This is a genomic window from Mesorhizobium sp. B1-1-1 (genome assembly GCF_006442955.1).
In the GTDB taxonomy this organism is placed as follows: Bacteria; Pseudomonadota; Alphaproteobacteria; order Rhizobiales; family Rhizobiaceae; genus Mesorhizobium.
In genome coordinates this window covers 247,176-272,432 of record NZ_VFWW01000002.1, presented here as the reverse complement: position 1 = coordinate 272,432, position 25,257 = coordinate 247,176, and the positions used below count along the sequence as shown (strand labels likewise).

General features: G+C 62.9%; 21 protein-coding genes and 2 pseudogenes. 12 read left to right on the top strand and 11 right to left on the bottom strand.

Annotated features, from left to right (window positions below):
• Positions 1 to 66 precede the first annotated feature (66 nt).
• Positions 67 to 921: a transporter substrate-binding domain-containing protein gene (locus FJ986_RS04310; protein WP_140581142.1), complete on the bottom strand. Its 855-nt coding sequence runs from the start codon at positions 919 to 921 to the stop codon at positions 67 to 69.
• A 298-nt stretch (positions 922 to 1,219) separates the two neighbouring features.
• Here FJ986_RS04310 and FJ986_RS04305 point away from each other — a divergent pair, with 298 nt between their 5' ends.
• A complete protein-coding gene (locus FJ986_RS04305; RefSeq protein WP_140581145.1) occupies positions 1,220 to 2,179 on the top strand; it encodes a LysR family transcriptional regulator in 960 nt (319 codons plus the stop codon).
• Positions 2,180 to 2,227: 48 nt separating this feature from the next.
• On the opposite strand, the gene FJ986_RS04300 is transcribed toward FJ986_RS04305, so the two are convergent.
• The 3 genes and pseudogenes from FJ986_RS04300 to FJ986_RS04290 form a co-directional block, all read right to left on the bottom strand.
• Positions 2,228 to 2,887, bottom strand: a complete 660-nt coding sequence (locus tag FJ986_RS04300) for an urea carboxylase-associated family protein (RefSeq protein ID WP_140581147.1) — start codon at positions 2,885 to 2,887, stop codon at positions 2,228 to 2,230.
• 17 nt (positions 2,888 to 2,904) lie between these two features.
• Entirely contained in the window at positions 2,905 to 3,873 is a 969-nt protein-coding gene (gene speB, locus FJ986_RS04295; protein ID WP_140581150.1) for an agmatinase, read from the bottom strand.
• A gap of 259 nt (positions 3,874 to 4,132) precedes the next feature.
• Positions 4,133 to 4,231, bottom strand: a pseudogene (locus tag FJ986_RS04290) (tyrosine-type recombinase/integrase); the annotation flags it as partial.
• 139 nt (positions 4,232 to 4,370) lie between these two features.
• Here FJ986_RS04290 and FJ986_RS04285 point away from each other — a divergent pair.
• From FJ986_RS04285 to FJ986_RS04245, 9 genes are all read left to right on the top strand, one after another.
• The gene (locus tag FJ986_RS04285; protein ID WP_140498326.1) at positions 4,371 to 5,117 is read left to right on the top strand and encodes an FCD domain-containing protein; all 747 of its coding nucleotides are present in this window, start codon (positions 4,371 to 4,373) and stop codon (positions 5,115 to 5,117) included.
• Between the two features lie 51 nt (positions 5,118 to 5,168).
• The gene (locus FJ986_RS04280; RefSeq protein WP_140673490.1) at positions 5,169 to 6,152 is read left to right on the top strand and encodes a substrate-binding domain-containing protein; all 984 of its coding nucleotides are present in this window, start codon (positions 5,169 to 5,171) and stop codon (positions 6,150 to 6,152) included.
• Between the two features lie 80 nt (positions 6,153 to 6,232).
• Positions 6,233 to 8,140: a sugar ABC transporter ATP-binding protein gene (locus FJ986_RS04275; RefSeq protein WP_140673488.1), complete on the top strand. Its 1,908-nt coding sequence runs from the start codon at positions 6,233 to 6,235 to the stop codon at positions 8,138 to 8,140.
• A gap of 23 nt (positions 8,141 to 8,163) precedes the next feature.
• Positions 8,164 to 9,102: an ABC transporter permease gene (locus FJ986_RS04270; RefSeq protein WP_246681763.1), complete on the top strand. Its 939-nt coding sequence runs from the start codon at positions 8,164 to 8,166 to the stop codon at positions 9,100 to 9,102.
• Between the two features lie 15 nt (positions 9,103 to 9,117).
• Positions 9,118 to 11,073 carry a hypothetical protein gene (locus FJ986_RS04265; RefSeq protein ID WP_140673484.1) on the top strand — a complete coding sequence of 652 codons (1,956 nt, stop codon included), beginning with the start codon at positions 9,118 to 9,120 and terminating at the stop codon, positions 11,071 to 11,073.
• 41 nt (positions 11,074 to 11,114) lie between these two features.
• Complete coding sequence (denD, locus tag FJ986_RS04260) at positions 11,115 to 12,101, top strand: D-erythronate dehydrogenase (protein ID WP_140560426.1); 987 nt, start codon at positions 11,115 to 11,117, stop codon at positions 12,099 to 12,101.
• Positions 12,102 to 12,154: 53 nt separating this feature from the next.
• Positions 12,155 to 13,420 carry a 3-oxo-tetronate kinase gene (otnK, locus tag FJ986_RS04255; protein ID WP_140672390.1) on the top strand — a complete coding sequence of 422 codons (1,266 nt, stop codon included), beginning with the start codon at positions 12,155 to 12,157 and terminating at the stop codon, positions 13,418 to 13,420.
• A complete protein-coding gene (otnC, locus tag FJ986_RS04250; protein WP_140498333.1) occupies positions 13,417 to 14,070 on the top strand; it encodes a 3-oxo-tetronate 4-phosphate decarboxylase in 654 nt (217 codons plus the stop codon). The genes otnK and otnC overlap by 4 nt, the downstream gene beginning before the upstream one ends.
• The gene (locus FJ986_RS04245) at positions 14,070 to 14,822 is read left to right on the top strand and encodes a TIM barrel protein (protein WP_140560423.1); all 753 of its coding nucleotides are present in this window, start codon (positions 14,070 to 14,072) and stop codon (positions 14,820 to 14,822) included. The genes otnC and FJ986_RS04245 overlap by 1 nt, the downstream gene beginning before the upstream one ends.
• A gap of 280 nt (positions 14,823 to 15,102) precedes the next feature.
• Here the strand turns inward: FJ986_RS04245 and FJ986_RS31150 are convergent.
• From FJ986_RS31150 to FJ986_RS04220, 5 genes and pseudogenes are all read right to left on the bottom strand, one after another.
• A pseudogene (locus FJ986_RS31150) lies at positions 15,103 to 15,507 on the bottom strand (Arm DNA-binding domain-containing protein); the annotation flags it as partial.
• Positions 15,508 to 15,673: 166 nt separating this feature from the next.
• Positions 15,674 to 17,236: a glutamine-hydrolyzing GMP synthase gene (gene guaA / locus FJ986_RS04235; RefSeq protein ID WP_140498335.1), complete on the bottom strand. Its 1,563-nt coding sequence runs from the start codon at positions 17,234 to 17,236 to the stop codon at positions 15,674 to 15,676.
• 54 nt (positions 17,237 to 17,290) lie between these two features.
• The gene (locus FJ986_RS04230) at positions 17,291 to 17,959 is read right to left on the bottom strand and encodes a 5'-methylthioadenosine/S-adenosylhomocysteine nucleosidase (protein ID WP_140656611.1); all 669 of its coding nucleotides are present in this window, start codon (positions 17,957 to 17,959) and stop codon (positions 17,291 to 17,293) included.
• Between the two features lie 134 nt (positions 17,960 to 18,093).
• Positions 18,094 to 18,552 (bottom strand): PaaI family thioesterase, encoded by a 459-nt coding sequence (locus tag FJ986_RS04225; RefSeq protein WP_027146613.1) that lies wholly within the window; start codon positions 18,550 to 18,552, stop codon positions 18,094 to 18,096.
• Positions 18,553 to 18,680: 128 nt separating this feature from the next.
• Positions 18,681 to 19,970 (bottom strand): RsmB/NOP family class I SAM-dependent RNA methyltransferase, encoded by a 1,290-nt coding sequence (locus FJ986_RS04220; RefSeq protein WP_140515069.1) that lies wholly within the window; start codon positions 19,968 to 19,970, stop codon positions 18,681 to 18,683.
• A 318-nt stretch (positions 19,971 to 20,288) separates the two neighbouring features.
• Here FJ986_RS04220 and FJ986_RS04215 point away from each other — a divergent pair, with 318 nt between their 5' ends.
• Complete coding sequence (locus FJ986_RS04215) at positions 20,289 to 20,966, top strand: MIP family channel protein (protein ID WP_140498338.1); 678 nt, start codon at positions 20,289 to 20,291, stop codon at positions 20,964 to 20,966.
• 78 nt (positions 20,967 to 21,044) lie between these two features.
• Here FJ986_RS04215 and katG read toward each other — a convergent pair whose 3' ends face one another.
• Complete coding sequence (katG, locus tag FJ986_RS04210; protein ID WP_140524776.1) at positions 21,045 to 23,243, bottom strand: catalase/peroxidase HPI; 2,199 nt, start codon at positions 23,241 to 23,243, stop codon at positions 21,045 to 21,047.
• Positions 23,244 to 23,368: 125 nt separating this feature from the next.
• On the opposite strand from katG, the gene FJ986_RS04205 reads away from it, so the two are divergent.
• On the top strand, positions 23,369 to 24,277 hold the full coding sequence (locus tag FJ986_RS04205) for a hydrogen peroxide-inducible genes activator (RefSeq protein WP_140515065.1): 909 nt from the start codon (positions 23,369 to 23,371) through the stop codon (positions 24,275 to 24,277).
• A gap of 228 nt (positions 24,278 to 24,505) precedes the next feature.
• On the opposite strand, the gene FJ986_RS04200 is transcribed toward FJ986_RS04205, so the two are convergent.
• Complete coding sequence (locus FJ986_RS04200; RefSeq protein WP_140498341.1) at positions 24,506 to 25,189, bottom strand: SGNH/GDSL hydrolase family protein; 684 nt, start codon at positions 25,187 to 25,189, stop codon at positions 24,506 to 24,508.
• Positions 25,190 to 25,257: the final 68 nt, after the last annotated feature.

Below are 25,257 nucleotides of genomic sequence, written 5' to 3'. Positions count from 1 at the left end.
CTGTGCGTTGTTAGGCAGGCGAGGCTGGAAAGCCTCACCTTTATCCGGGCGTTGGATGCCGACTCGTCAGCTCTTGGGTTCGGGCAGAGCGTCCGTCGGCAGTTTCATGGTGAAGCCGAACCACTTTTCCTGAAGTTTGGCCATGGTTCCATCGGCGGCGAGCTTGCGGAACTGGTCATCGATGAAGTCGGCAAGCGCCTTGCTGTCGTCGTCCTTGCGGAAGGCCCAGCTGAAATAGGTCGGGTCCCCGAACGTTGTGCGGATGGTTTCGAAGACGTCGCCGCGCTGCGTCTGCAGGTAGAGCAGATTGGGCAGGGAATTCACGACGGCATCCGTGCGCCCGGCAGCGAGATCGGCATAGGCTTCATTGAAGTCGACATAGGTCTGGATGTTGGCGATCGGCGCTAGGCCTTTTGCCTTTAAATCCTCGGAAAAGGCCTCGGTGCCCTTGAGCTGTGCCGAGCCGGCCTGCGTGCCGACATTTTTGCCGCTCAGGTCTTCGGGCGTGTTCAAGGCGGTGTCGCCTTTGCGCTTGACGTAGGAGAACGACGCGTCGGCGATTGGCAGAGACAGCCTGTAGGTATCATAGCGCTGTTTGTTAACGGTGACGGACGTTATGATGGCATCGAACTTCTCCGTCTGCAAACCGGGCAGCAAGCCCTGGAACGGCAGGTCGAGCCGGTTCACCTTCACGTCCGGCAGCGCCTTCATGACTTCTTCGAAGAGGTCAACTCCGTAGCCTACGATCTTGCCGTTTTCGACATATTCGAACGGCGGGTAGCGGGCCTCGGACGCGATGGTGATTTCCCCCTTTGCCTTGATCCGATCCAGAAGATCGGAGGCGGTGGCAAAGCTCGCCACGGCGAGCGAGAGCGACGCGGCCAACAGCGTCGAAGTGCACAGTTTCAAAGCGGATCGCATAACTTCCTCCAGTTTCGTATGTTCCCGTTTATTATGGATTATTTGGAGTCCGAGGCTTCTGTACGCGCTCAGGAATCTCGCATACGTGACGAGCCTTAAACCTCCAGGTCGTCAGCCGGCTGCAATGCCGGCCCGATTGTTTGCTTCCCCAGTGGCATGACGGCACGGCACCATCTGGTAGGGCAGCATGGCAGGATTGAATCTTTGATAAACATGGAAGGAATAGACTATACATCGAAGTTGGCGATGTAAGGCTGATACCCGACACCGTCTGAGAGACTCAGGGAGGAGTGTCAGAATGCGTCTGTCGGTTGCCGACATTCGTGCGCTCAGGGTTTTCCGCTCGGTGGTCGAGCATGGCGGATTTACCGGAGCGCAGCTTGCTTTGGCGATGAGCCAGTCGACGATCAGTTTCCAAATCAATGCGTTGGAGGAACGGCTGGGGTTTTCGCTGTGCCAACGCGGCAGGCGCGGCTTCGAACTGACCGATAGGGGCACCGCGGTCTATGAATATTCCCATTCGCTGACTTCAGCGCTGTCGGCGTTCGAGATGCAGCTGGGCGAACTGCGCTCCAAGGCGACGGGTGTGCTGCGCGTCGGGATCGTCGATGCCACCGTTACCGATTCAGCCCTGGGCCTCGATGACGTCATTCATCAGTTCATCAAGAAAGCCAGCGAAGTCGATCTGCGCATCACCATCGGCTCGCCTGAACAGCTTATCGCGGAAACCGCCAAGGGCGGGATCGACTTCGCGATCTCCCCCCGCATCAAATTGCTGCCCGGCTATTCGCAGACCGAGTTCCATTATGAAATCAACTCGCTCTACTGCAGCGAGCGCCACCCGCTGTTTTCCCGCAAGCTGGTGACAAAGGCTGATGTGGAAGCATCGCAGATGGTGGTGCGCCCTTATGCCAACAAGTCGGAATTGCAGCATTTCCCCAACGCTCATGTCGGCGCCTATGCTTCGAATATCGAGGCGCAGGCGATGTATATCCTGAGCGGCCACTTCGTCGGCTATCTGCCGGATCACATGACCGTCACGTTTAGACAGAACAACCGGCTTAAGGCGCTGCTTATTCCCGAGGCGCAGATCCGCTCGCCCTTCGTCATCATCGCGCCAAAGCACAAGAAAGCGTCGCTGTCGCAGCGGATTTTTTTTCAGGAACTGCGCAAAAGGGTGGGGAGCGCCGAAAAATCCGCCGGAAAAGGGGAAGCCGCCGACGCAAAAAACACGATGCCCAAGGTACGCGGCATGTAAAAACTCCTTTATGCATTGATCCCGAAAAGCGGGAGCCGCTTTTCGGGATCAATGGTTTGAATGCTGGGCTGCGCTTTGAAGGCGCGGCGCCTTGGCGTCGATCCGATAATGCGCTTCGGTTGGAACGCAGCCTTGACCGTTTACCGGAATGAGGTCCTGGGGGCAGGCTGAGAACGCGACGATCAAATCCATTTCCGCGCACATCGACACATAGGAGCCCGGTCCCGCCACCGGTGCCTCGAAGGTGACCGAACCGTCTTCGCCGACGGGAATGTTCATGAACAGGTTGAGCGGCGAAGGGGTTTCGGGTGGCGTCAGCCCGACCGCGCCGAGGGCCGTCGCCAGATTGTCGGTGCAGTTGTCGTGGTGCCCGACATGGCCCAACTGCTGGTAGCGATAGCGGTCGCAGGCGGCGATCAGCGTATCGTGCACGCCACCCGACGTGTCCTGTATCAGGGTCAGCATCGGACGCCGCCTGTTGCTGCACAGCGTGTCGCCGTTCTTCGGGTTCACCTTGAGCATGGCTCCACGACTGTGCTCCATCGACATGAATTCCGCGATATCGTCGGCGCAGAAGGCCCAGGTGTCCACCACCTGGGTGCCGTGGGTGTTGATGACGGTGATCACCTGGCCTTGGGCAACGCGCGTCGCCACGCCCTGGCGGGCAGGAATGACGTGAACCTGACCGTTACTTGCGTTTGTTGGCATCGTTGAATTCCTTTCGTTCAGCGTCCGCGCGCTTCGTGTTCGACGAAGATATAGCCGAGAAAGTTCAGGAGTACCTGTGCTGCGAGAAAGCCGGTGATGCCCGAAGGGTCGTAGGCCGGGGCCACCTCGACGAGGTCGATGCCGACGACGTCGCCGCGCTTCACAAGGCCCCGGAGCATTTCCATTACTTCATAATACAGGAAGCCGCCATGGCTAGGCGTGCCAGTGCCCGGCGCAATCGACGGATCGAAACCGTCGATGTCGATCGTCACATAGTAGCGTACGCCTTCCGGAATGGTCGCCAGAACACCTTCGACCCCGAGCTTGCGCGCCTGGCGGACGGAAAGGATCGTCGAGCCGCGTTGGCGCGCATCCTCGTAACCGTCGCGGGCGGTCGAAGAGACGTTGCGGATGCCGATCTGGCTGAGACCGCTGACATGCGACTGTTCGGCCGCGCGGCGCATCGGATTGCCGTGTCCTTCGCGCACGCCATGACGCACGTCGACAAAGTCGAGATGCGCATCGATCTGCACGATGTGAATGGGGCCATGTTCGCTGAACGCCCTGACGCAGGGAATGTTGATGGCATGGTCGCCGCCCAGAACGACGGGCAGCGCTCCGCGTTCAAGAATCTTGCGGACCGCCATTTCCGTATTCGCGTGGCTGGCCATGGTATCGGTATGCACGATATCCGCGTCGCCTATATCGACGATCCGTACCTTGTCGAGCGGCAGATAGATCTGGTCGTCCTCATGGTCGTAAGCGCCGGCATGACCGAAGGAAAACAGCGTCGAGGCCTCGCGGATGGCGCGCGGGCCGAAACGTGCACCGGAGCGGTACTGGGTCCCCATGTCGAAGGGCACACCCAGCACGGCGACATCCGCATCGATCTTGTCCCAATCAAGGCAGATCGGCCGTTTACCGAAGGTGCTAAGCCCAACGAAGGGGAGATCGAGCCGCCCGCCCTCATACCCGTGTCCAGACATCGAGACTCTCCCTTTCGAATAAACCTCACGCCATCCGGCGGCGACCTTCGATATGAGCCGAAGCGCTTAAGCTGGAGTGAAGCACGACAGGCCTGCGGTCTGTCTGCCTCGTGGCTAGCATGGTCCCGCCACTCCTATCCATCACGAGTATCGGGCGTTCATATCGATTTATTCGGAAGTTGGCCCTATTAGCGTTAGAACACGAGCAGCCTGAAATCGATGGAAAGGAAGACTCCCGCTCCGCCGGTGAGCGCTGTCGTTCGAGCTTGCTGTGCCCGAGCAGCACCTGGATGACGCTGATGTCGACATCCTGCTCAAGCAGGTGAGTGGCGAAGCTGTGCCGGAGAGCATGCGGGCTGAGAACGTTCTCACCGCTCACAAACAATATCGTGTTGTCGACCGAGATTTGACGGCCGCGTCTCGCTATTGACGCACAGCTGAAGCAGGCCTACTGGTACATATACCGGACCACTAGACCTCTTCGGATGTAAGGACGGATGGACCTACGAGCGATTCTGACCGACGACGGGAGTGCGCTTGGCGGCGTGCCGAAGCATTCGATGAAGGACTTCGTCGTCCAGAAGATCGCGACATTCATTGCGACCGGCATTCTTGACGTGGGGGACCCGTTGCCAAGCGAGCGTGAACTTGCGGGCGCTTTGTCGGTAAGCCGCGAGACGGTGCGCGGCGCGATCCTGATCCTTTCCACAAAGGGCATCCTTTCCGTCGCCCAGGGCACGCGGACAGTGGTGGCCTCGACGGAAGTCGGGGAACTCGCGGTTCAATCGGCCCGCTATCGCGACATTTCCAGATACAGTCTTGACGACGTGCATGAGGCGCGGTTGCTGATCGAAGATCAGGTGGCGCGGGCCGCGGCCGTCCGGGTTGAAGCCGCGACGCTCGAGACCCTGCAAAAGTCGATCGAGGCGCAGGAAGCGGCGATCGACGATCCCGTTCGCTTCCTCATTTGCGATCGCGAATTTCACACGGCCATCTATCGGGCGGGCGGCAATGCCGCGCTGGCGGATATCGCCGCCGATCTCTATTCCTACCTTCTCGACCATCGGCGGCGAGCAGTCGCCCAGCCTTCAAGCATCGCAACGAGCATCGCCGATCACCGTGCCATTCTTGCGGGACTTGAGGCGCGCGATTCCGAGGCGGCCGCAAGGGCCTTCGCGGTCCACGAAACACGCATCTACACCACGACCAAGCAGCTTTTAACGCAATCCGCTCGAAAGGGATAAGAATAGGGGCGGATTGCCGGGCAACCATGCAGCACAACAGGAGGAGTTCCCATGCTGACAAGACGCCTTTTTGCCACCGCAGCCCTCGCGGGCGTTGTCGCGCTGACCGGCATTGCCGGGACGGCGACCGCCGCTCTCGCCGAATCCAAGGAGTTGGTCTATCTGACTCCAGGCCTTGATCTTGCCTTCTGGCGATACCTCTCCAAGGGCATCGAGAATGTCGCAACCAAGGGAGGCTACACCTATCAGGCGCTGGATTCGGGCAACAATGCCCAGACCCAGCTTAAAAATGCCAAGGACGCGATCGCCCGCGGCGTCGCCGGGATCATCATCTCTCCGACAGACAGCTCGACCGCGCCGGCCGTGCTCGATCTCGCCAAGCAGGCAAACATTCCCGTGGTCATCGCCGACATCGGCACGGACAGCGGCGACTATGTGTCCTTCATCATCTCTGACAATTATCAGGGCGCGAACGGCGTCGGCAGAGCGCTGGCCGAGGCAATGAAGGCCGCCGGCAAGCAGGACGGCAGCGTGGGCATTGTCGGCATCAGCCAGGCCCGCCTCAACGGCCAGGCCCGCACCAAGGGCTTCAAGGACGCGATGACAGAGGCTGGCATCACCAAGGAAGCCGGGCTGCAGCAGATGCAGACCTACACCGCGGACGAAACCTTCAAGTTCACGCAGGATATGACGACCGCGAATCCGGACATGAAGGGCCTCTTCGTCCAGACCGACGGCCCGACGCTGGGCGCCTTGCAGGCAATCAAGGCGGCCCGCCTCACCGGCGACGTGCTGGTTGCCGGATTCGACGGCGTGCCGGAATTCGTGCCGTTGCTGCAGTCGGGCGAACTGGTCGTTTCGGGCATGCAGCAGCCATATCTGATGGGGCAGGAATCGGGACGCGCGATGGTCGACCATCTCGGCGGCAAGACTCCCGAAAAGAAAATCCTCGTGCCGATCAAGATCGTGACCAGCAAGAACATCGAGCAGGAGCTTCCAACCATCAAGGAAACGGTCTTCGCCAACGAGATGTAATCGGGGCCTGGCCGACATAGGCCGTCCGGGGGCACCCTCCCCCGGACGCTTTATTCGTACCACTTGGAGTGTGTCCTCGGATGGTAGACAGCAGCAAGATTCCCGAGCCGCTTCTCGTGGCTCGTGGCGTCACCCGCCTGTTTGGGAACGCCTACGCGCTCAGCAACGCGTCGATAGCGCTCTGCCGGTACGAGATCTGCGGATTGCTGGGCGCGAACGGCGCGGGAAAATCGACGCTGTCACGGATCGTTTGCGGACACCTGCCGCCTTCGTCGGGCGAGATACTCTTCAAGGGTGCTCCCTTGACCGTCGGATCCGCGCGCGACGCGCTGCGTTCCGGCATTGCCCTCGTGGCACAGGAAACCAGCCTGGCGCCCGACATGAGCGTGCTGGAGAATATCTTCCTGCCCAGCTACGCGATGCCGGGCCGTCTGTCTTTCAGCCAGTTGCGACACAGGGCGCAGACCATCCTGTCGGAACTTGGCCACGACCACGTACTGCCACTCGACATCGAGGTGCGCCGGCTCTCGGCAGCGCAACGCCAACTCGTCGAAATAGCCAAGGCGCTGGCCCTCAACGCCGATCTTGTCATCTTCGACGAGCCGACGGCCTCCCTCTCGCCGATCGAGGTTGACCGGCTGTTCGAGATCATGGGGCGGCTGAAAAACAGCGGGAAGGCACTCGCCTTCGTGTCGCATCGGCTCGAGGAGGTCTTCGCAGTCACCGATCGCGTCACAATCCTGCGCGAGGGCAAGACCGTGGCCGAAAGCGTGCCCACGGCGGGGCTCACGCAGGCCGACGTCATCCGCCACATGGTGGGACGCGACATCGGAAATGTGTATCGAAAGGCCGTCTCGCGAGTGACCACTAACGAGCAGCCGGTGGCTCTGGAGGTAATTGGGCTCAAAGCCCCGCCTTTCGTGCGTGACGTCTCGTTCACGGTGCGCAGGGGTGAAATTCTCGGCCTCGGCGGGCTTGTCGGAGCTGGACGCTCGGAGAGCGCCGAAGCGATATTCGGACTGCGCCACCGCAGCCGCGGGCGCGTCCTTGTCGGCGGCAAGGAGATTGCCCCCAACAGCCCTATCGCGGCAATCCGCGCCGGTCTCGGATTGGTCGCCGAGGACCGGCGGGCCCAGAACATCGTGCCCGACATGACGGTCGGCGAAAATCTCTTCCTCGCCCAGATGGGCAAGCACAGGGGTTTCGGGCGAGGCCATTCGGCGCGCCGCAAGCAGGCCAGCGAGCTGATTTCGCGTCTCGACCTTCCGACCGACCGCATGGATGCAAACCTTCTGCACTTCTCCGGCGGCATGCAGCAGAAGATCATTATCGCGCGCTGGCTGCTGATCGAGCCCGAAGTGCTCATCCTCGACGAGCCTACGAAAGGCGTCGACATAGGGACACGCCAGGCAATCTACGAGCTGCTGCGCGAGGTGGCCGAAAGGGGGATAGCCGTAGTCGTGATCTCCTCGGATTTCCAGGAATTACTGGGGATCTGCGAGCGGGTCGTCGTGGTGAGTGACGGCTATACCATCGCCGACCTGCCCGCCTCGCGACTGAGCGAAGAGAGCCTGACGCTGCTCGCCGCGCCCCGAAGCTCAGCCGAGCGCAACACCGCATTCCTGCGGGATCTTGTCGCCGGCCATGGCGGCACGGCATTCTGGGGGCTGATCGATGACGACCGGTTTGTCTGCCTCGCCCTCGCCGAGGGCACGCCGGATGCAACGATGGGACTCGCGGCCGGGCATGTCTATCTCGCGCACGAGACGGCAATCCCCCTCGCGCTTGGAAGGCGTCAACCCGGCATCGTGACCGAGAATGAGGGCCGCTCTACCTTGCTTGCACCACTGTCCAATCGCCGAGGGCACGATCTGGGATGGATCGGGCTCAGCCTGCCGGCCGGCTCCAAGCTGCCGGACGCCGGGGCCCTGTCGGCCCGGATCGCCGGCCTGTTCGATACACCTCAAGACGAAAAGATCGACGCATGAACGCGCCCACACGATCCTTTGCGATGCCCAGATTCGCCAGCACGCTTGAGTTCCGGATGCTCTGCCTCGCCATGGTGCTTGCGGTGATCCTGTCGTTCATCTCGCCGCACTTCTTCACCGAGCGGAACATGTTCAACATACTCGACCAATCGGTGGTGCTTGGCATAGTTGCCGTCGGCATGACCCTGGTGATCCTGACTGGCGGCATCGACCTTTCCGTCGGGTCCGTCGCGGGCGTGACCGGCATCATCCTCGCCCTGCTCCTGAAGGAATTCCCCATTCCGGTGGCTATCGCGCTCGCCGTCGGCTGCGGCGCCCTGATCGGGCTTTTCTCCGGCGTTCTCATCGCAGTGTTCGGGCTGGCGCCCTTCGTGGTGACGCTCGGGGTCATGGCGATGGGGCGCAGTCTCGCCTACATCGTGTCGGGGCAGCGCTCGATTTCGGGACTGCCGATGGGGCTGCAGAATATCGTCTACACGAACCTGCTGGGCATCCCCGCCAACGTCATCTTCCTCATCGCGCTCTACCTCGCCACCTGGGCGTGGCTGACATATTCCAAGGGCGGGCGAACCATCTACGCGGTCGGCTCGAACATCGAAGCCGCCCGGGCGGCCGGCCTCAACACCCTCTTCTACTCGATCTTTCCCTACGTGGCGTCCGGTGCCCTTTCGGCGACGGCGATGACCTTTTCGCTGGCGCAGATCATGTCGGCTGACCCGATCGGGGGGAACCAGCTTGAACTCGACGCCATCGCGGCCGTGGTCATCGGTGGCGCGAGCCTCTACGGCGGCCGAGGCACGATATTCGGCACGCTGATGGGGGTTCTGATCATGGTGATGATCCGCAATGGCCTCAACCTGCTCGGCGTCTCGCCGTTCTGGCAGGGGACCGCCATCGGCGCCATCATCATCCTCGCCTTGCTGGCCGAGCGCCTCATCACCTGGAAATCGCGCCGCGTTTGAGACCAGGAGAATCCTATGACACAGTCCGATCCTTCCCGCGCCGTCCGCCTCTACGGCACCGAAGAACTACCGGCAGAGGAGCGGCTACTGAGCGCCGGGCCCCTCAGCGTGCTTTTCGACGGCGCGAACCTGCGCGACTGCCGCATGCATGGCGAAGAGGTGATCCGCGCAATCTCGTTCGTGGTCCGCGACAAGGACTGGGCGACGCTCATTCCGAAGATCACCGACCTGGTCGTCGAAAAGGACGACGATCGCTTTCGTGTGGCCTATCGCGCAAGCGTTGCCAGCAAAGGCGAGACCTTCGGCTATGACGTGGGTATCGCTGGTACCGCGGCAGGCGTTCTGACCTATTCGGCTCGCGGAACCACGCCGACCGGGCTTCTCACGAACCGGACCGGCTTTGTCGTCCTGCATCCCATAGAGGGCATAAGCGGCGCGGCCGCCACGATCACGCACACAAGCGGCGAGAGGGTCGAGACACGGTTTCCTGTGGAGATCGATCCGGTGCAGCCGATGATGGATCTGCGTGAAATCTCGCACCGTACTCCCGGCGGGCTGGAGGTCAGCTGCCTTATGGAGGGCGACGCGTTCGAGATGGAGGACCAGCGGAACTGGACCGACGCCTCCTACAAGACCTATGTTCGTCCCCTCGCTCTGCCCTGGCCATACAGGATCGAGCCCGGCGAGGTCGTCGAACAGAAGATCACCCTGACCGTCAAGGGCTCTCCCAAGGGTCCGTCGCGTCAGGCGGGAGGCATCGCCGCCCTGACGCTTGCCGAGGCGGAGGGCGCAATGCCCCCTCTCGGCATCGGGCTCCAGCCCGAGGATGCTTCGGCCGCATTGCGACATCTCGACACGCTGCACCAGCTCGGCGTTGCCCATGTTATCTGCCATCACGATCCGCGGCGCGGCCATGATGCCGAAACGCTGGCGAGGCAGGTCGAGGTCGCCGTCGCAATGGGCGCTCAACCCTGGCTCGAAGCCGTGGTCGAGCACGTCGACGATGCTGGCGCCGCGGCGGAAATAGACTCCCTGGGCAAAATGGCCGCGAGACTCGATCATCGCTTCACGACGGTTCTGGTGTCGCCCGCACCCGATCTCAAATGCACGCTGCCCGGCAGCATCTGGCCGCCAGCGCCGGATGCGGCGAAGCTCTATGCGGCCGCGCGCGCGGCCTTCCCCGCATCTCGCATCGGCGGAGGCATGTTCAGCTTCTTCACCGAGCTCAACCGCAAACGTCCCCCGGCCGAGGCGATAGACCTCGTGACATTCACGACGGCGGCGATCTTTCATGCTGGTGACGACCGCTCCTTGATGGAGACGCTCGAATGCCTGCCGCATATTGCCAGGACCGTGCCGGCGATCGCCAAGGGCCGCCCATATTCCGTTGGGCCGTCCGCAATCGGGTTGCGCGACAATCCCTATGGTGAAGCGCCGGTCGCCAATCCCGCCAACATCCGGCAGGCGGTCAATTTCAATGATCCGCGCCAGCGGGGCGTCATGGGAGCGGCCTGGAACCTCGGCTACTTCGCCGCCTTCGCGGAAGGCGGCGCGGCGGCCATCGCGCTCGGCGCCGCGGTCGGCCCGTTCGGCGTCCTCTCCGTGCCGACGTCGTTTCCGCAGCCCTGGTTCGAAGGCAAGGGCGAGCTCTATCCTGTCTGGCACATCGTGCGAGGCCTGGCGAAGCTCAAAGGCTGCCCGCTCCGTCCGCTGCGATCGTCGGTCCCTGGCGCAGTGCGAGGAATCGCGGCGGTTACCGAAAAAGGCACCGAGCTGTGGTTATGCAACCCCTCGCCCAACGCGCTGGAGGTGCGCCTCCCCGAAGGCTTCGCGCGCGCTGCAATTCTTGACGCCTCATCTTTCGTCGCGGCATCGCGCCAACCGGATCTGCTCGATCGGCTGACGCATGACGGAACGCAAACCCTGTCGCTCGAAGCCTACGCAGTCGTGCGCGCGCTCAGGCCGGTCTGAAGCGGCATCACAAACCAGTCCCGGAAGAGAACGGAGCATCCATGCATATACTCATCATTGGCGCTGGTGGAATGATCGGCCGCAAACTCGCGGCCGAGCTTTCGCGGACAGCATCGCTTGGAGATCGAAAGATCGACCGGATGACGCTGGCGGACGTGACGAAGCCGCCGGTGCCAACCGGTGACATAGGTTTTGTCGAAGCCATTGCCGCCGATATTTCCGCTCCCGGCGCAGCGCAGGATCTGGCCGCGCGCCGCGCGGATGTGATCTTCCATCTCGCGGCCATCGTGTCCGGCGAAGCGGAACGCGATTTCGAGAAGGGCTATCGCATCAATATGGACGGCACGCGCGCTCTTTTCGAGGCGATCCGGCTGGAAGGAACCCGGCGGAAATATATCCCCAGGCTGGTGTTCACCTCCTCGGTTGCTGTCTATGGCGCGCCTCTGCCCGACCCTATTCCCGACGACTACATCCTTGCCCCGCTGACCAGCTACGGCACCCAGAAGGCGATATCCGAGCTGTTGCTGGCCGACTACTCGCGCCGCGGCTTCCTCGACGGCGTCGGGATACGCCTGCCGACGATCGTCATTCGGCCCGGCACTCCCAACGCGGCAGCCTCGGGCTTCTTCTCCGGCATCCTGCGCGAGCCACTCGCCGGGCAGCGCTCCGTGCTGCCGGTGAAGGAGACCGTCAAGCATTGGCTGGCGAGCCCGCGCTCGGCGGTAGCCTTCCTCATCCATGCCGCGATGCTCGATACATCCGCGCTGGGCGCCCGGCGCACGCTGAACATGCCGGGTGTCGCGGCCACGGTCTCCGACCAGATTGCCGCGCTCCGCCGCGTGGCAGGGGCCGAAGCCGAGGCGTTGATAGACCGCACGCCGGACGAGGCGATCGAGGCCATTATTGCCGGGTGGCCGAAATCCTTCACGCCCAGGCTGGCCACCAGTCTGGGCTTTGTGGCCGAAAGCACGGTCGACGAACTGATCGCGGTTTACCTGGCGGACGACGCCCCGAAGACCATCCCTTAACCGTTAGGGCATGGTCGCCAAAGTTCCGTGAAAGTTGAAACTGGGAAATTCCGATGCTTCTGGGCTGCATAGGCGATGATTTCACCGGGTCTTCCGACCTGGCCAACACGCTTGCCAAGGGGGGCATGCGCACGGTCCAGTACAACGGCGTTCCCAACACCGCCTCCGACCGCTCGGTCGACGCGGGCGTCGTTGCCCTGAAGACCAGAACGATATCCGCCTCGGAGGCGGTGAAGCAGTCGCTCGCGGCGTTGGAGTGGCTTCGACGCCAAGGCTGCCGCCAATATCTGTTCAAGTACTGCTCGACATTCGACTCGACGCCCGAAGGCAATATCGGTCCCGTGCTGGACGCTCTTGGCGACGCGTTGGGAGCGGCACGCGCGATCGTCTGTCCGGCGTTTCCCGCAACCGGCCGGTCGATCTACCAGGGGCATCTTTTCGTCAACGATCGGCTGTTGAGCGAATCCGGCATGGAGAAGCATCCGCTTACGCCGATGACGGATCCCGATCTGAGACGTTGGCTCGCACGACAGACCAGGCGCGCGATCGGTCATGTCCCCTACAGCGTCGTGGCGGAAGGAAGCGGCCCGATCAGGGATGCTCTGAAGGCGGCATCCGCCAGCGGCTCTCGCTACGTCGTGGTCGACGCCATCCAGGACAAGGACCTTATCGCCATTGGCGAGGCTGCCGAAGCCGATGTTCTGCTCAGCGGCGGTTCGGGAATAGCGCTGGGACTTCCGGCCAACTTTCGTCGGGCCGGGTTGATCGGCACGGCGGCCACGCATTGGAAGGGAATACAGGGGCCAGGGGCCGCGCTTTGCGGTTCGTGCTCGACCATGAGCCGGCGCCAGATTGCCGAGCACCGGAAAAACCATCCGACGCGCATTGTGGAGGTGGATGCGGTCGTGGACGGCACGGCCAATCCTGTTGAATATGCCGAGTGGGCGATCGGCCATCAGCACCACGGCTTGCCACTGGTGTTCTCGTCGGCCGATCCCGAAGCCGTCGCCGCCGCACAGAACCGCTACGGGAAGGAGCGCGTCGCGACGGCGGTTGAAGGTTTTTTCGGCGAACTGGCGCGTCAGCTTTCGGCGCGTGGCGTACGCCGGCTGGTTACGGCGGGCGGCGAGACATCGGGGGCCGTCGTATCAGCGCTCAACATTTCGTCATTCGAGATCGGACCGGAGATCGACCCCGGTGTTCCGGCGTTGAAGGCCCGTGACCCGGATATGGTGCTCGCCCTTAAATCGGGCAATTTCGGTTCGGCCGGGTTCTTCGAAAAGGCAGCCGACGTCCTTACGGGAGGCGTTCTACGATGAGCGATGAAACAAGACTCAGGGATCAGATCTGCAGCATCGCTGCGTCCATGTTCGCGCGCGGCCTCACTGCGGGAAGCTCGGGGAACATCTCCGCCCGCCTCGGCGATGGTCGGCTGCTCGTCACGCCGACAGGATCGTCCTTTGGCGCGCTCGACCCCGCCCGCCTGTCGCTCTTCGACGCTGAGGGACGGTTCCTGGACGGCGACAAGCCGACGAAGGAGATGCCGCTGCATCAGGCGTTCTACGAGACACGCGGCGCGCGCACCGGAGCGGTCGTCCATCTTCATTCGACCCATTCTGTCGCGGTTTCGCTTCTGCCCGACATCGATCCCGACAGCGTCTTCAAGCCGCTGACGGCCTATTCGATCATGCGGCTGGGAAAGGTGAAACTGCTGCCCTACATCCGGCCCGGCGATCCGGCGATGGGAGACGCCGTGCGCGGACTCGCTGGGAAACGGTCGGCCGTATTGCTGGCCCACCACGGACCCGTCGTCGCCGGCAAGGATCTCGAAGCCGCCGCCTACGCGATGGAGGAACTTGAGGAAACGGCCAAGCTCACGCTTCTCACCCAGGGCTTGCGGCCCAGGATCCTCGCGGCTCCGCAAATTCGCGAGTTGGTGGAACACTTTGACGTGGAGTGGGACGACTGATGCAACTTTCGGCCAATCTGGGATTTCTCTTTCGTGACCTATCGCTTCCGGATGCGATCCGCTCGGCCAAGCGGCGCGGTTTCGCGGCGGTCGAGATGCATTGGCCGTACGATACCGACGCATCGGTGGTCGCGGCGCTGCTCGCCGAAACCGGTCTTCCGCTGCTTGGCATCAACACGGCCCGGGGGGATGTTGGGGCGGGTGATTTCGGTCTCTCCGCGCTGCCGGGCCGTGAAACGGAAGCGCGCGCGGCGATCGACCAGGCGGTTCAATGGGCAGCCGTAACAGGCTGCCGCAACATCCATGTGATGGCAGGAAAGGCAATCGGCGACGAAGCCTTCGCGACGTTCACCGGCAATTTGCGGTACGCTTCGAAGGCGGCGGCACGGCACAACATCGGCATATTGATCGAGCCCCTGAACCCGCGCGATGCGCCGGGCTATTTCCTCTCCGACCTTTCCACCGCATTGCGTGTGATCGATGCGACAGACGGTGCGGTAAAGGTAATGTTCGACTGCTATCACATGCAGATCATTCAAGGCGATTTGCTTAACTCGGTAAGGCAATTTTCCGACAAGATCGGCCATATCCAATTCGCCGCCGTACCGGATCGTAGCGAGCCCGATCACGGCGAGGTGGACTATGGCTGGCTCCTGCGCGCAATCGCGGACGCCGGCTATGATGGCGCATTCGGCGCCGAATATCGCCCCACTACCGATTCCTTTGCTTGGATGAAGCGTTTCGACCACTAGAGGCCTGAGTGCGCGTGCTTGGCGCGGCACGCTTTCGGCCCCGGTGGAGCCGATATCCACGCCAGACAGGAGGCGTGAGAACACCCGGTCGATAGCGGATCTGCCGCGTTCGGGATGGCCTTAGGCTAGAAAGCCGACCTTGCGTTCGAGGGGCCAATGCAACTGCCAGGGTCATATGCTGCTATGCTGCGATCAGGGACAAATGTCCCCTTTCAGAAGTTTGCAGAGCAAGTCTGTTCGACTGATATACGGCGCAAAGACGTCGTTCGCGTCATCAGCCGGGGTTGGCGATCTTCTCCCCGTGGAGAATCTCAAAACCGTAAATCTGCTTCAGGATCTCTCGCACGTGGATAGCGGTCGCCGGAGCACCACATTCGACGATGCTGCCGCAATGGCTCTTAGATTGTCCGAGTGATCTCCCTCAGCAGGCGATTGCGCAGACCGGAAGAAGCTCTCGCTCGAGGATGGAGCGCCGCATGGCGCGCGTACTGTCGGCCATCGGCGCGGCGGAGAGCCAGTTCTTTCCAAACTCGCCAAAACTCTTGGCGTCGTTCAGGCGGCGCCTGTAATCAAGCCGAAATGAGATCGCCCCACCGGGCATGACCGGACATACATGCCATCTCGGTCAGCAATCTTGTAGATATTCTTTTGGTTTCAGGGCCTTAAGGGCGGCATCCGTCAACATCCCTACTGCGTCCTGAAAAGTACCGTCAGTACAATTTGGAGGCTCGTGGCAGGAAATTCCTTTTTCCTCTATGCCTTAGGCAAAAAACACCGTCACGAGCCTCATTGCTCCGACGTACTTAAGTCGCGGATTGGCGTATTTTCGGCGGCGTTTGAGTGGGCCTGAATCACTCCCACTCAATTGTTCCCGGCGGCTTCGACGTCACATCATAGACCACGCGGTTGATGCCGCGGACCTCGTTGATGATGCGGGTGGCGGCGGCGCCCAGGAAGGCCATGTCGTAGTGATAGAAATCTGCCGTCATGCCGTCGACCGAGGTGACGGCGCGCAGCGCGCAGACGAATTCGTAGGTGCGGCCGTCGCCCATGACGCCGACCGTCTGCACCGGCAAGAGCACGGCGAAGGCCTGCCAGATGGCGTCGTACAGCCCCGCCTTGCGGATCTCGTCGAGATAGATGGCGTCGGCCTCGCGCAGGATCTCCAGCTTCTCGCGCGTGATGCCGCCGGGGCAGCGTATGGCAAGGCCCGGGCCCGGGAACGGGTGGCGGCCGATGAAACTCTCGGGCAGGCCGAGTTCCTTGCCGAGTGCGCGGACCTCGTCCTTGAACAGTTCGCGCAGCGGCTCGACCAGCTTCATGTTCATGCGCTCGGGCAGGCCGCCGACATTGTGGTGCGACTTGATCGTCACCGACGGGCCACCGGTGAAGGAGACGCTTTCGATGACGTCGGGATAGAGCGTGCCTTGCGCCAGGAAATCGGCGCCACCGAGTTTCTTGGCCTCTTCCTCGAACACCTCGATGAAGAGCCGGCCAATGGTCTTGCGTTTCTTCTCGGGATCCGCCTCGCCTTCGAGCGCACCGATGAAGCGATCCGACGCGTTCACCAGAATGAGCGGCAAATTGTAATGTTCACGGAACATCGAAACGACGCCGGCGGCCTCGTCTTTACGCATCAGGCCATGGTCGACGAGGATGCAAGTGAGTTGGTCACCGACGGCCTCGTGGATGAGCAGCGCGGCGACCGAGGAGTCGACCCCGCCCGAGAGCGCGCAGATGACCTTGCCCTTGCCGACCTGCTTGCGGATCGCCTCGACCGCGTGCTCGCGGTAGGCGCGCATCGTCCAGTCGCCCTCGATGCCGGCGATGTTGTGGACGAAATTCCTGAGCAGCCGGGCGCCGTCGGGCGTATGCACCACTTCCGGATGGAACATGATGCCATACATCTTGCGCTCGACATTGCCGAAGATGGCGAAGGGCGAGCCTTCCGACTTGCCGAACACCTCGAACCCCTTGGGCAAGGAGATGACGCGGTCGCCATGGCTCATCCACACCTGGTGACGCTGGCCGATTGCCCAGAGGCCCTCGAACAGCGGACTTTCCTTCTCGATCTCGACGAAGGCGCGGCCGAATTCGCGATGATTGGAGCTTTCGGCAACGCCGCCCATCTGCACGCACATGGCCATCTGGCCATAGCAGATGCCGAGCACCGGCACGCCGGCCTCGAAGACGATCTGCGGCGCCCGCGGACTGCCGATATCCGTGGTCGAGGCCGGACCGCCGGATAGGATCACGGCTTTTGGATTGATGCGCTTGAATGCCGCCTCGGCCGACTGGAACGGCACGATCTCGGAAAACACGCCGGCCTCGCGGATGCGGCGGGCAATGAGCTGGGTGAACTGGCTGCCGAAATCGACAATCAGGACGGTGTCGGGTTGATTGGCTGTTTTCATGGCGAGCGTTTAGAGAAAGAAACGAGTCGACGCAATGGGTTGCGAACCTGACTTTCAGACCGGTCCCGTCACGTCACCGGGAGATGCCGTCCGAAGCAAGCCCGAGCCGATCGCCTGTTCGAGGCGCATGACGGCATCCGCCAGCTTTTCGTCGATGACGTGCAGATATTCGGTCCAGTCGCCGACATGCCTGAGATCAGCCGCGCCGTCGGAAATGCCGCGCAGCCCAATCAGGGGCACCTCGAACAGTTGGCAGGCGCGCAGGCAGGCGAAGGTCTCCATGTCGACCATGTCGGCCGCGATGGCGTCAAAGGCCGCGCCGGTGATGATTGCGCCGCCCGTCGACAGCGTCGCCTCCTTTATGCCCGGGATGCGCAACGGCAGCGGCACCGTAACCGGCAAATCGAGAAATGGCGTCGCGCCTTTCTCGAAGCCGAGCGGCGAGGCGTCGATGTCGCGATAGCTGACCGAGACCGCCTGATAGATCTCCGTCTGCTCCAAGGTCCGGCTGCCGGCGGAGCCGAGCGACACGACGAGGTCCGGCAGCGCATCTTGCGACTTCAGCCAGGACAATTCGGCGCCAAGCCGGACGGCTGCCTCGATCGGGCCGACACCGGTCATCAGCGGGGTAAACAGCCGCTGTAGATGCGGCCCGTATTCGGCCTGCACCGCCATGACGAAGAGGACGTTCTTGCCGGACAGGCGCGACACTTTGTCGGTCATGATGATTTACTCCTCCCTGTCCTGCAGTCTTCACCGCCTGCTCGCCGGGACCCGCTGCCTGAGGCAGCTCCCGGCGTTCGTGGCCTTTCATCGTGCCACTGGCACGATGAATTCGCCTGCGGCGAACCTGCGACTCACCCAGCAATCCCGTCGCGGCCCACCATCGTCATCATGGTGCCGGTCATGGTGGCGATCAACTTGGCTTCGCCGTCGGCGGCGAAGGCATAGGCCTGGCCGTCGGCGACGATGATGGTGCGGCCAGGCTTGGTCACCGAGCCGCGGAACAGGAAGCGCTCGCCCCTGCCCGGCGCCAGCAGATTGACCTTGAACTCGATGGTCAGCACGCCGGAATTCTCCGGCATCAGCGAGAAGGCCGCATAGCCGCAAGCCGAGTCCAGCGCGGTCGAGATGACGCCGGCATGCAGGAAACCATGCTGCTGGGTGAGTGCGGCCGAATAGGGCATTTCGATTTCGATGATGCCGGGCGTCACCAGCGTCAATTCGGCGCCGATGGTCGCCATCGCCTGCTGGCGCGCGAAGGACGCCCTGACGCGGTCCTCATAGTCCGGAGCGGGTACGATCTTTGCTGCCATGGCCGTCGCTGCTTTCACCTTTGCCGGAAAAGCTTATTGCAGAGGCGTGAGCGGCAAGCAATCATCCAATGCTGCACTGCAGCAATTTGATCTCGAGAGCGGAAGCGCAAGTTTCGCTTCCGCTCCATTCAGGAAGCCCTACGCAGCGCGCAGATGTAGAAACCGTCGGTGCCGCTCAGCGCCGGCGACAGGCAGATACCACCCAGCGCGCCGAGCCGCATCGCCGTTTCATGGCCGGGAAAACGGCTGTCCCAGAGCCGGCGATGGTCGACCGGGGCAAAACCGCCATTGCGCTGGCAAAACGCTGCGACCTGGTCGCCATTCTCCTCGTCGAACACCGAACAGGTGACGTAGACCAGCAGGCCACCCGGCTTGACGAAGCTGCTTGCGGCATCGAGGATCGCCATCTGCTCGCCCTTGCGGGCGTCGAGCTGCCTTTGCGTCAGCCGCCATTTGGCGTCCGGGCGCCGCCGCCAGGTGCCGCTGCCGGTGCAAGGCGCGTCGACCAGGACGAGGTCCATGTGGCCAGTGAGCGGCGACAATTCCGCCGGCTTGGTGACGATCTGCACGTTGCGGTTTTCCGAGCGGCGGATGCGGTCGAAGATCGGCGCCAGCCGCGCCTTCTCGGCATCATGGGCGAAGACCTGACCCGTATTGCCCATCGCCGCCGACAGCGCCAGCGTCTTGCCGCCGGCGCCGGCGCAGAAATCGAGCACCTGCATTCCAGGCTCGGCGCCGGCAAGAGCGGCGGCGATTTGCGATCCCTCGTCCTGGACTTCGAACCAGCCCTTCTGGAAAGCCGGCTCGGCCTGCACGTTGGGATGCCGGCCGTCGCCGTCGATCGGCGGTATGCGAATGCCTTGGGGTGCGATTTGGGCTGGCTTGGCGCCGGTTTCGGCAAGTTCCGCCAGCACTTTGGCCCGATCGGCCTGCAAAGTGTTGACGCGGATGTCGAGCGGCGGGCGGGTGGCGAGCGCCGCGCCCTCCTCGACCCAGGCCTCACCGAACGCGCGTTGCAAAAGCGGCTCGCACCAATCCGGTATGTCGGCGCGCACCGCGGGCGGCGCGTCGGCAACCCGCCGCTCGTCGGTTGCCTGGAGTTCCGCGGGCGTCAGCAGCGGCGGCGCGAACTTGTCGCCGTCGAGCGCTTCGTTGAGCGAGCGCGCGGTCTGGCCCCATTCGAGCAGCAGGGCGCCGAAGCCGATGGCGCGCGGCGTGTCCTCGCCCAGCAGCCAGCCTGCCGAGCGCTTGCGGCGTAGCGCATCGTAGACGATGTTGCCGATCGCCGCACGATCGCCGCCGCCGGCGAAACGGTGCGACAGGCCCCAGTCCTTCAGCGCATCGGCCACCGGCCGGTGACGCCGGCCAATGTCTTCCAGCACTTCGATGGCCGCAGCCAGCCGTCCGCCTAGTCGCATTCTTCAGTCCACCAAATCGAGCGCATCATTTCGGTCTGCTCTTAGAGCCTTTCACGGTGAGATTGAACCCCGCCCCCTCTCGCGACGGCAGGCCGCCTGTTGGGATCGGCGAAAACCGCTCGAGCAGTAAATCTTCCGGTGCGGTCAACAGCAGTTCGTCAATAGATGCAAGCTCTCTAATGTTCTTAACTGGGGGCTGCAAGCACGGTAGGGATACGACAGCTCAGCTTTCCAAGTTTTTTGGTTGGGAATACTCTTACCACCATGATTCGCGGCGCGGAAAGCGTTTGACCGGCGGATCGTCACGAGGAGAGGGCAATGAAGACTTATCTGGCGGAAGTTCTAGGCACATTCCTGTTGGTGTTCATCGGCACCGCGTCGGTGGTGACGGGCGGCTTCGGCGGCGCGCTGCCGCTGGGACAAGAAGGCATCGGGCTGGCCTTCGGCATCGGCCTTATCGCGGCCGCTTACGCGATCGGCCCCATTTCGGGCGCGCATCTCAACCCGGCTGTGACACTCGGCGTGTTCCTTGCCGGCCGGTTGCCGGCCAAGGACGTCATCCCCTACTGGATCGCGCAGATCATCGGCGCCATCCTGGCATCGCTGGCGCTGTGGATCATCGTCTCCGGCCAGGCCGGGGGACACACTGGCGGCTTCGGCGCCAATGGCTGGGACGAGACGAAATGGGGCGTCTCTTCCGCGTTCCTGTGGGAGCTGATCGGCACCTTCACCTTCGTCACCGTGATCCTCGGCGTTACCGCGGAAAGGCATGCGACGGCCTTCGCCGGACTGGTCATTGGCCTGACGCTGGCGGGCATCCACTTCGCCATGATCCCGGTGACCGGCACATCGGTCAATCCGGCCCGTTCCATTGGCCCGGCGCTGTTCTCGGGCGGCGCCGCGATCAGCCAGCTCTGGCTGTTCATCGTCGCGCCGCTGATCGGCGGCGCCATTGCCGGCGTCGTCGCCAAGGCGCGCGTCTTCGAAAAGGACTGACTTCGGAAGCCTGGACAAGAAAAAGGCGCGGGGCCAAGCCCCGCGCCTTTTTCTTGGGTCGAGAAGTCCTTGCTCGGATCAGGCAGCGATGTCGAACCGGTCGGCGTTCATCACCTTGGTCCACGCCGCGACGAAATCCCTGGCGAATTTCTGCCCGGCATCCGCGGACCCGTACACCTCAGACAGCGCACGCAGCTGCGCATGCGAGCCGAAGATAAGGTCGGCGCGGGTACCGGTCCACCTGACCGCCTTGGTCTTGCGGTCGCGCGCTTCGTAGATCTCATCCGAACCGGCGGCCGGATCCCAGACCGTGTTCATGCTGAGCAGGTTGACGAAGAAGTCGTTCGTCAGCGTGCCCGGCCTGTCGGTGAACACGCCGTGCCTGGACTTGCCGGTATTGGCGCCGAGCACCCGCAGGCCGCCGACCAGCACCGTCATCTCCGGCGCGGTCAGCGTCAGCAACTGTGCCCGGTCGACCAGCATCGCCTCGATCGACATCGGCTGCGGCCCCCGGACATAGTTGCGGAAGCCGTCGACTTTCGGCTCAAGCGCGGCAAAGGAGGCGACGTCGGTCTGTTCCTGCGAGGCATCCATGCGGCCCGGCGTGAACGGCACCTTCACCTCGTTTCCACCATCCTTCGCCGCCTTCTCGATCGCGGCGACGCCGCCGAGCACGATCAGATCGGCCAGCGAGATCTTTTTCCCGCCGGTCTGTGCCGCGTTGAACGCCTTCTGGATGGATTCGAGCGTGGCAAGCACCTTGGCCAATTCAGCAGGTTGATTAACGTCCCAGTCCTTCTGCGGCGCCAGCCGGATGCGGGCGCCGTTGGCGCCGCCGCGCTTGTCGGAACCCCTGAACGTCGAGGCCGAAGCCCAGGCGGTCGAGACCAATTCGGAAACCGACAGGCCCGAGGCCAGGATCTTGGCCTTCAGCGATGCGATATCCTGTTCGCTGACCAGTTCATGGTCGACGGCCGGGATGGGATCCTGCCAGATCAGCTCTTCCTTCGGCACGAGCGGGCCAAGGTAGCGAACGACCGGGCCCATATCGCGATGGGTGAGCTTGAACCAGGCGCGGGCGAAGGCGTCGGCGAACTGATCCGGATTCTGGTGGAACCGCCGCGAGATCTTCTCGTAAGCCGGGTCAACCCGCAGCGCGAGGTCGGTGGTCAGCATGGCCGGCGCGCGGCGCTTGGAGGGATTATGCGCGTCCGGCACCGTGCCGGCACCGGCGCCGCCCTTAGGCGTCCACTGATGGGCGCCGGCCGGGCTTTTCGTCAATTCCCATTCGTAGTTGAACAGGTTGTCGAAGAAGTTGTTGCTCCATTTGGTCGGCGTCGTGGTCCAGGTGACCTCGAGCCCCGAAGTGATGGCATCGCCGGCAATGCCCGACGCGTGCTTGCTCGACCAGCCGAGGCCCTGCGCCTCGATGCCGGCGCCTTCCGGCTCGGCGCCAACCAGCGAGGCATCGCCGGCGCCGTGGGTTTTGCCGAAGGTGTGGCCGCCGGCGATCAGCGCCACCGTCTCCTCGTCATTCATCGCCATGCGGCCGAAGGTTTCCCTGATATCGCGTGCCGAGGCCAGCGGATCGGGCTTGCCGTTCGGGCCTTCCGGATTGACATAGATCAGGCCCATCTGCACGGCCCCGAGATGGCCGCGAAGCTCGCGGTCGCCGGAGTAGCGCTCGTCGTCGAGCCATTTGGTTTCCGATCCCCAATCGACGTCCTGCTCGGGTTCCCAGACGTCGGCGCGGCCGCCGGCGAAGCCGAAGGTCTTGAAGCCCATCGATTCCAGGGCGACATTGCCGGTGAGGATCAGCAGGTCGGCCCAGGAAATCTTGCGGCCATATTTCTGCTTGACCGGCCACAGCAGGCGGCGCGCCTTGTCGAGATTGGCGTTGTCAGGCCAGCTGTTGAGCGGTGCGAAACGCTGCTGGCCGGCGCCGGCGCCGCCGCGGCCGTCACCGATGCGGTAGGTGCCGGCGCTGTGCCAGGCCATGCGGATGAACAGCGGCCCGTAATGGCCGAAGTCGGCCGGCCACCAATCCTGCGAATCCGTCATGACATGGTGCAGGTCCTTGATCACCGCGTCGAGATCGAGGCTCGCGAACTCCTTGGCATAGTCGAAGTCCTCGCCCATCGGGTCGGAGAGGTTCGACTGCTGGTGGAGAACGCCGAGGTCCAGCTGGTTGGGCCACCAGTCACGGTTGGTCCTGGCACCGGGTCCATGCGCGACAGGGCATTTGCCCGCGCTGTTGTCGTCGGTTTTCGCGTCCATCTTGCACTCCAATTTTGCCGAGGGTTCCGGGCAGCCAGCGCCGCCATCCTGGAATGATTCCAGACTAGGCCAGCCTGCCGATAAAAACAAATTGCCTTTCCTGTTCCTTTCAATAGGATTTTCTTATGATAGGCCTAACCGTCCGCCAGATGCATTATTTCGACGCACTTGCGCAGACGCTGCATTTCGGGCGTGCGGCGAAACTTGCAGGCGTGAGCCAGCCGGCGCTGTCCTCGCAGATCGCGGAAATGGAGCAGCGGCTGAACTGCCGGCTGTTCGAACGCGGCGGCAAATCGGTGCGCATGACCGACGAGGCGGCAGCCCTTTTGCCGCGCATCGAACGCATCCTTTCCGACATACGCGAGGTCGAGACCATCGCCCGGCGTGGCCGCCCTGCCATGGGAGGGCGCTTCCGGCTGGGCATCATTCCGACCGTCGCGCCCTACCTTTTGCCGCGTGCGCTGCCCGAGCTGAAAATGCATTTCCCGGACTTGATGCTCGAACTGCGCGAGGCGGTGACCGCCTCGCTCGTCGAGGACATCGCGTCGCAAAAGCTCGATGCTTTCATCGCCGCGCTTCCGCTCGACCATCCCGGCCTGGTGACCGAGGCTTTGTTCCCCGACCGGTTTTTCCTGGCCGTGCCGTCAGGCGATCCGGCTTTCGCCTCGCCGCCGGTGCCGCCTGAAAGCCCGGCGCTGGAAAGGCTGATGCTGCTGGAGGAGGGCCATTGCCTGCGCGAACAGGCACTGGCTGTCTGCGGCAATGTGCGGCCGGTGGCGATGGCAAGCTACGGCGCCACCAGCCTGACCACGCTCTTGCAGATGGTGGCGCACGGGCTCGGCGTGACGCTGATCCCGGAAATGGCCACGGGACCTGCCGGCACTATCCCCGATCTCAAGATCGTGCCGTTCCAGGAACCCATGCCGCAGCGCACGATCTGCTTTGCCTGGCGGCGCAACAGCACCTTGCACAATGAGTGCAGGGAGCTGGCGAAGATCATACGAGGATTGGCGGCGGCGGTGCAGGCGGTGTGAAGGACGAAGAGCCCAAGCTGGCTATCAGCCCAGGCAAACCTCGAATGTGCGCTTGTTGAACGGCTTGAGTGGATAGCTCGTCTTCATAAAAGCAAGTGGGTCAAGTGCCACGGAACGTGTTGGGCAGAATTACGGACCGGGCTCATCGTTGGGTCCATAATGGCATACAGGAAGAATGCGACACGCCTGCAAACCGGCCTGTTGCGCAAGCCGGCGGGCGTCGCGACTTCAGGCGGCGGTGCTGGCTCGGCTTGGCTCAAGAATAGACTTGACCTTGTCGGCGACCGCGCGGCCGAGATCGGCGTTGTTGCCAGCGGTGAAATGGATGCCGTCGATACCGTCCGTGGTGACGAAATCGCCGGCATTCAGAAAGTCGATCTTCATGAAATCCGCCATCGCCTTGTACTGCCTGGCCAGCTCCCTGGACTTTTCGTGGCCGCCGCCGAACATACCCTCGAACCAGGGATCGGGCATCGGGGTCAGCGGCGGCGGCGCGATGACCAGCGCCTTCGGAGCCGGATAAGGCGTGCCGATACCGCCGGCGCTCGTCAGGATCTGCCCGACCAGTTTCGCCATTCCGTTGGCGATCTCGTAGGGTGTCCGGCGAAAATAGGACTTCGTGTCATTGGTGCCCAGCATGACGATGACCAGATCCAGCGGCAGATGGCTGGCGATGGCCGAGGGCAGATAATTGGCGCCATTGAGGCGCGGATCGTTGGGATCGTCGAGACAGGTCGTGCGCGCACTCAAACCTTCTTCGATGATGTGGTAGCCCGCTCCCAGCGCCGCCGCCATAACACCCGTCCAGCGCTGATCATAGGGGTAGCGGTAGGTCGGCGACCCTTCCTTGACCGGAACCCAGCCCCAGGTCAGCGAGTCGCCGTAGCACATGATATTTTTTGGCGGTGACATCCATGTTTCTCCATCTGTTTGCAGTTGTCTGAACGTGCAGATCTATCGATCCAGCCCTAACGCCGGTG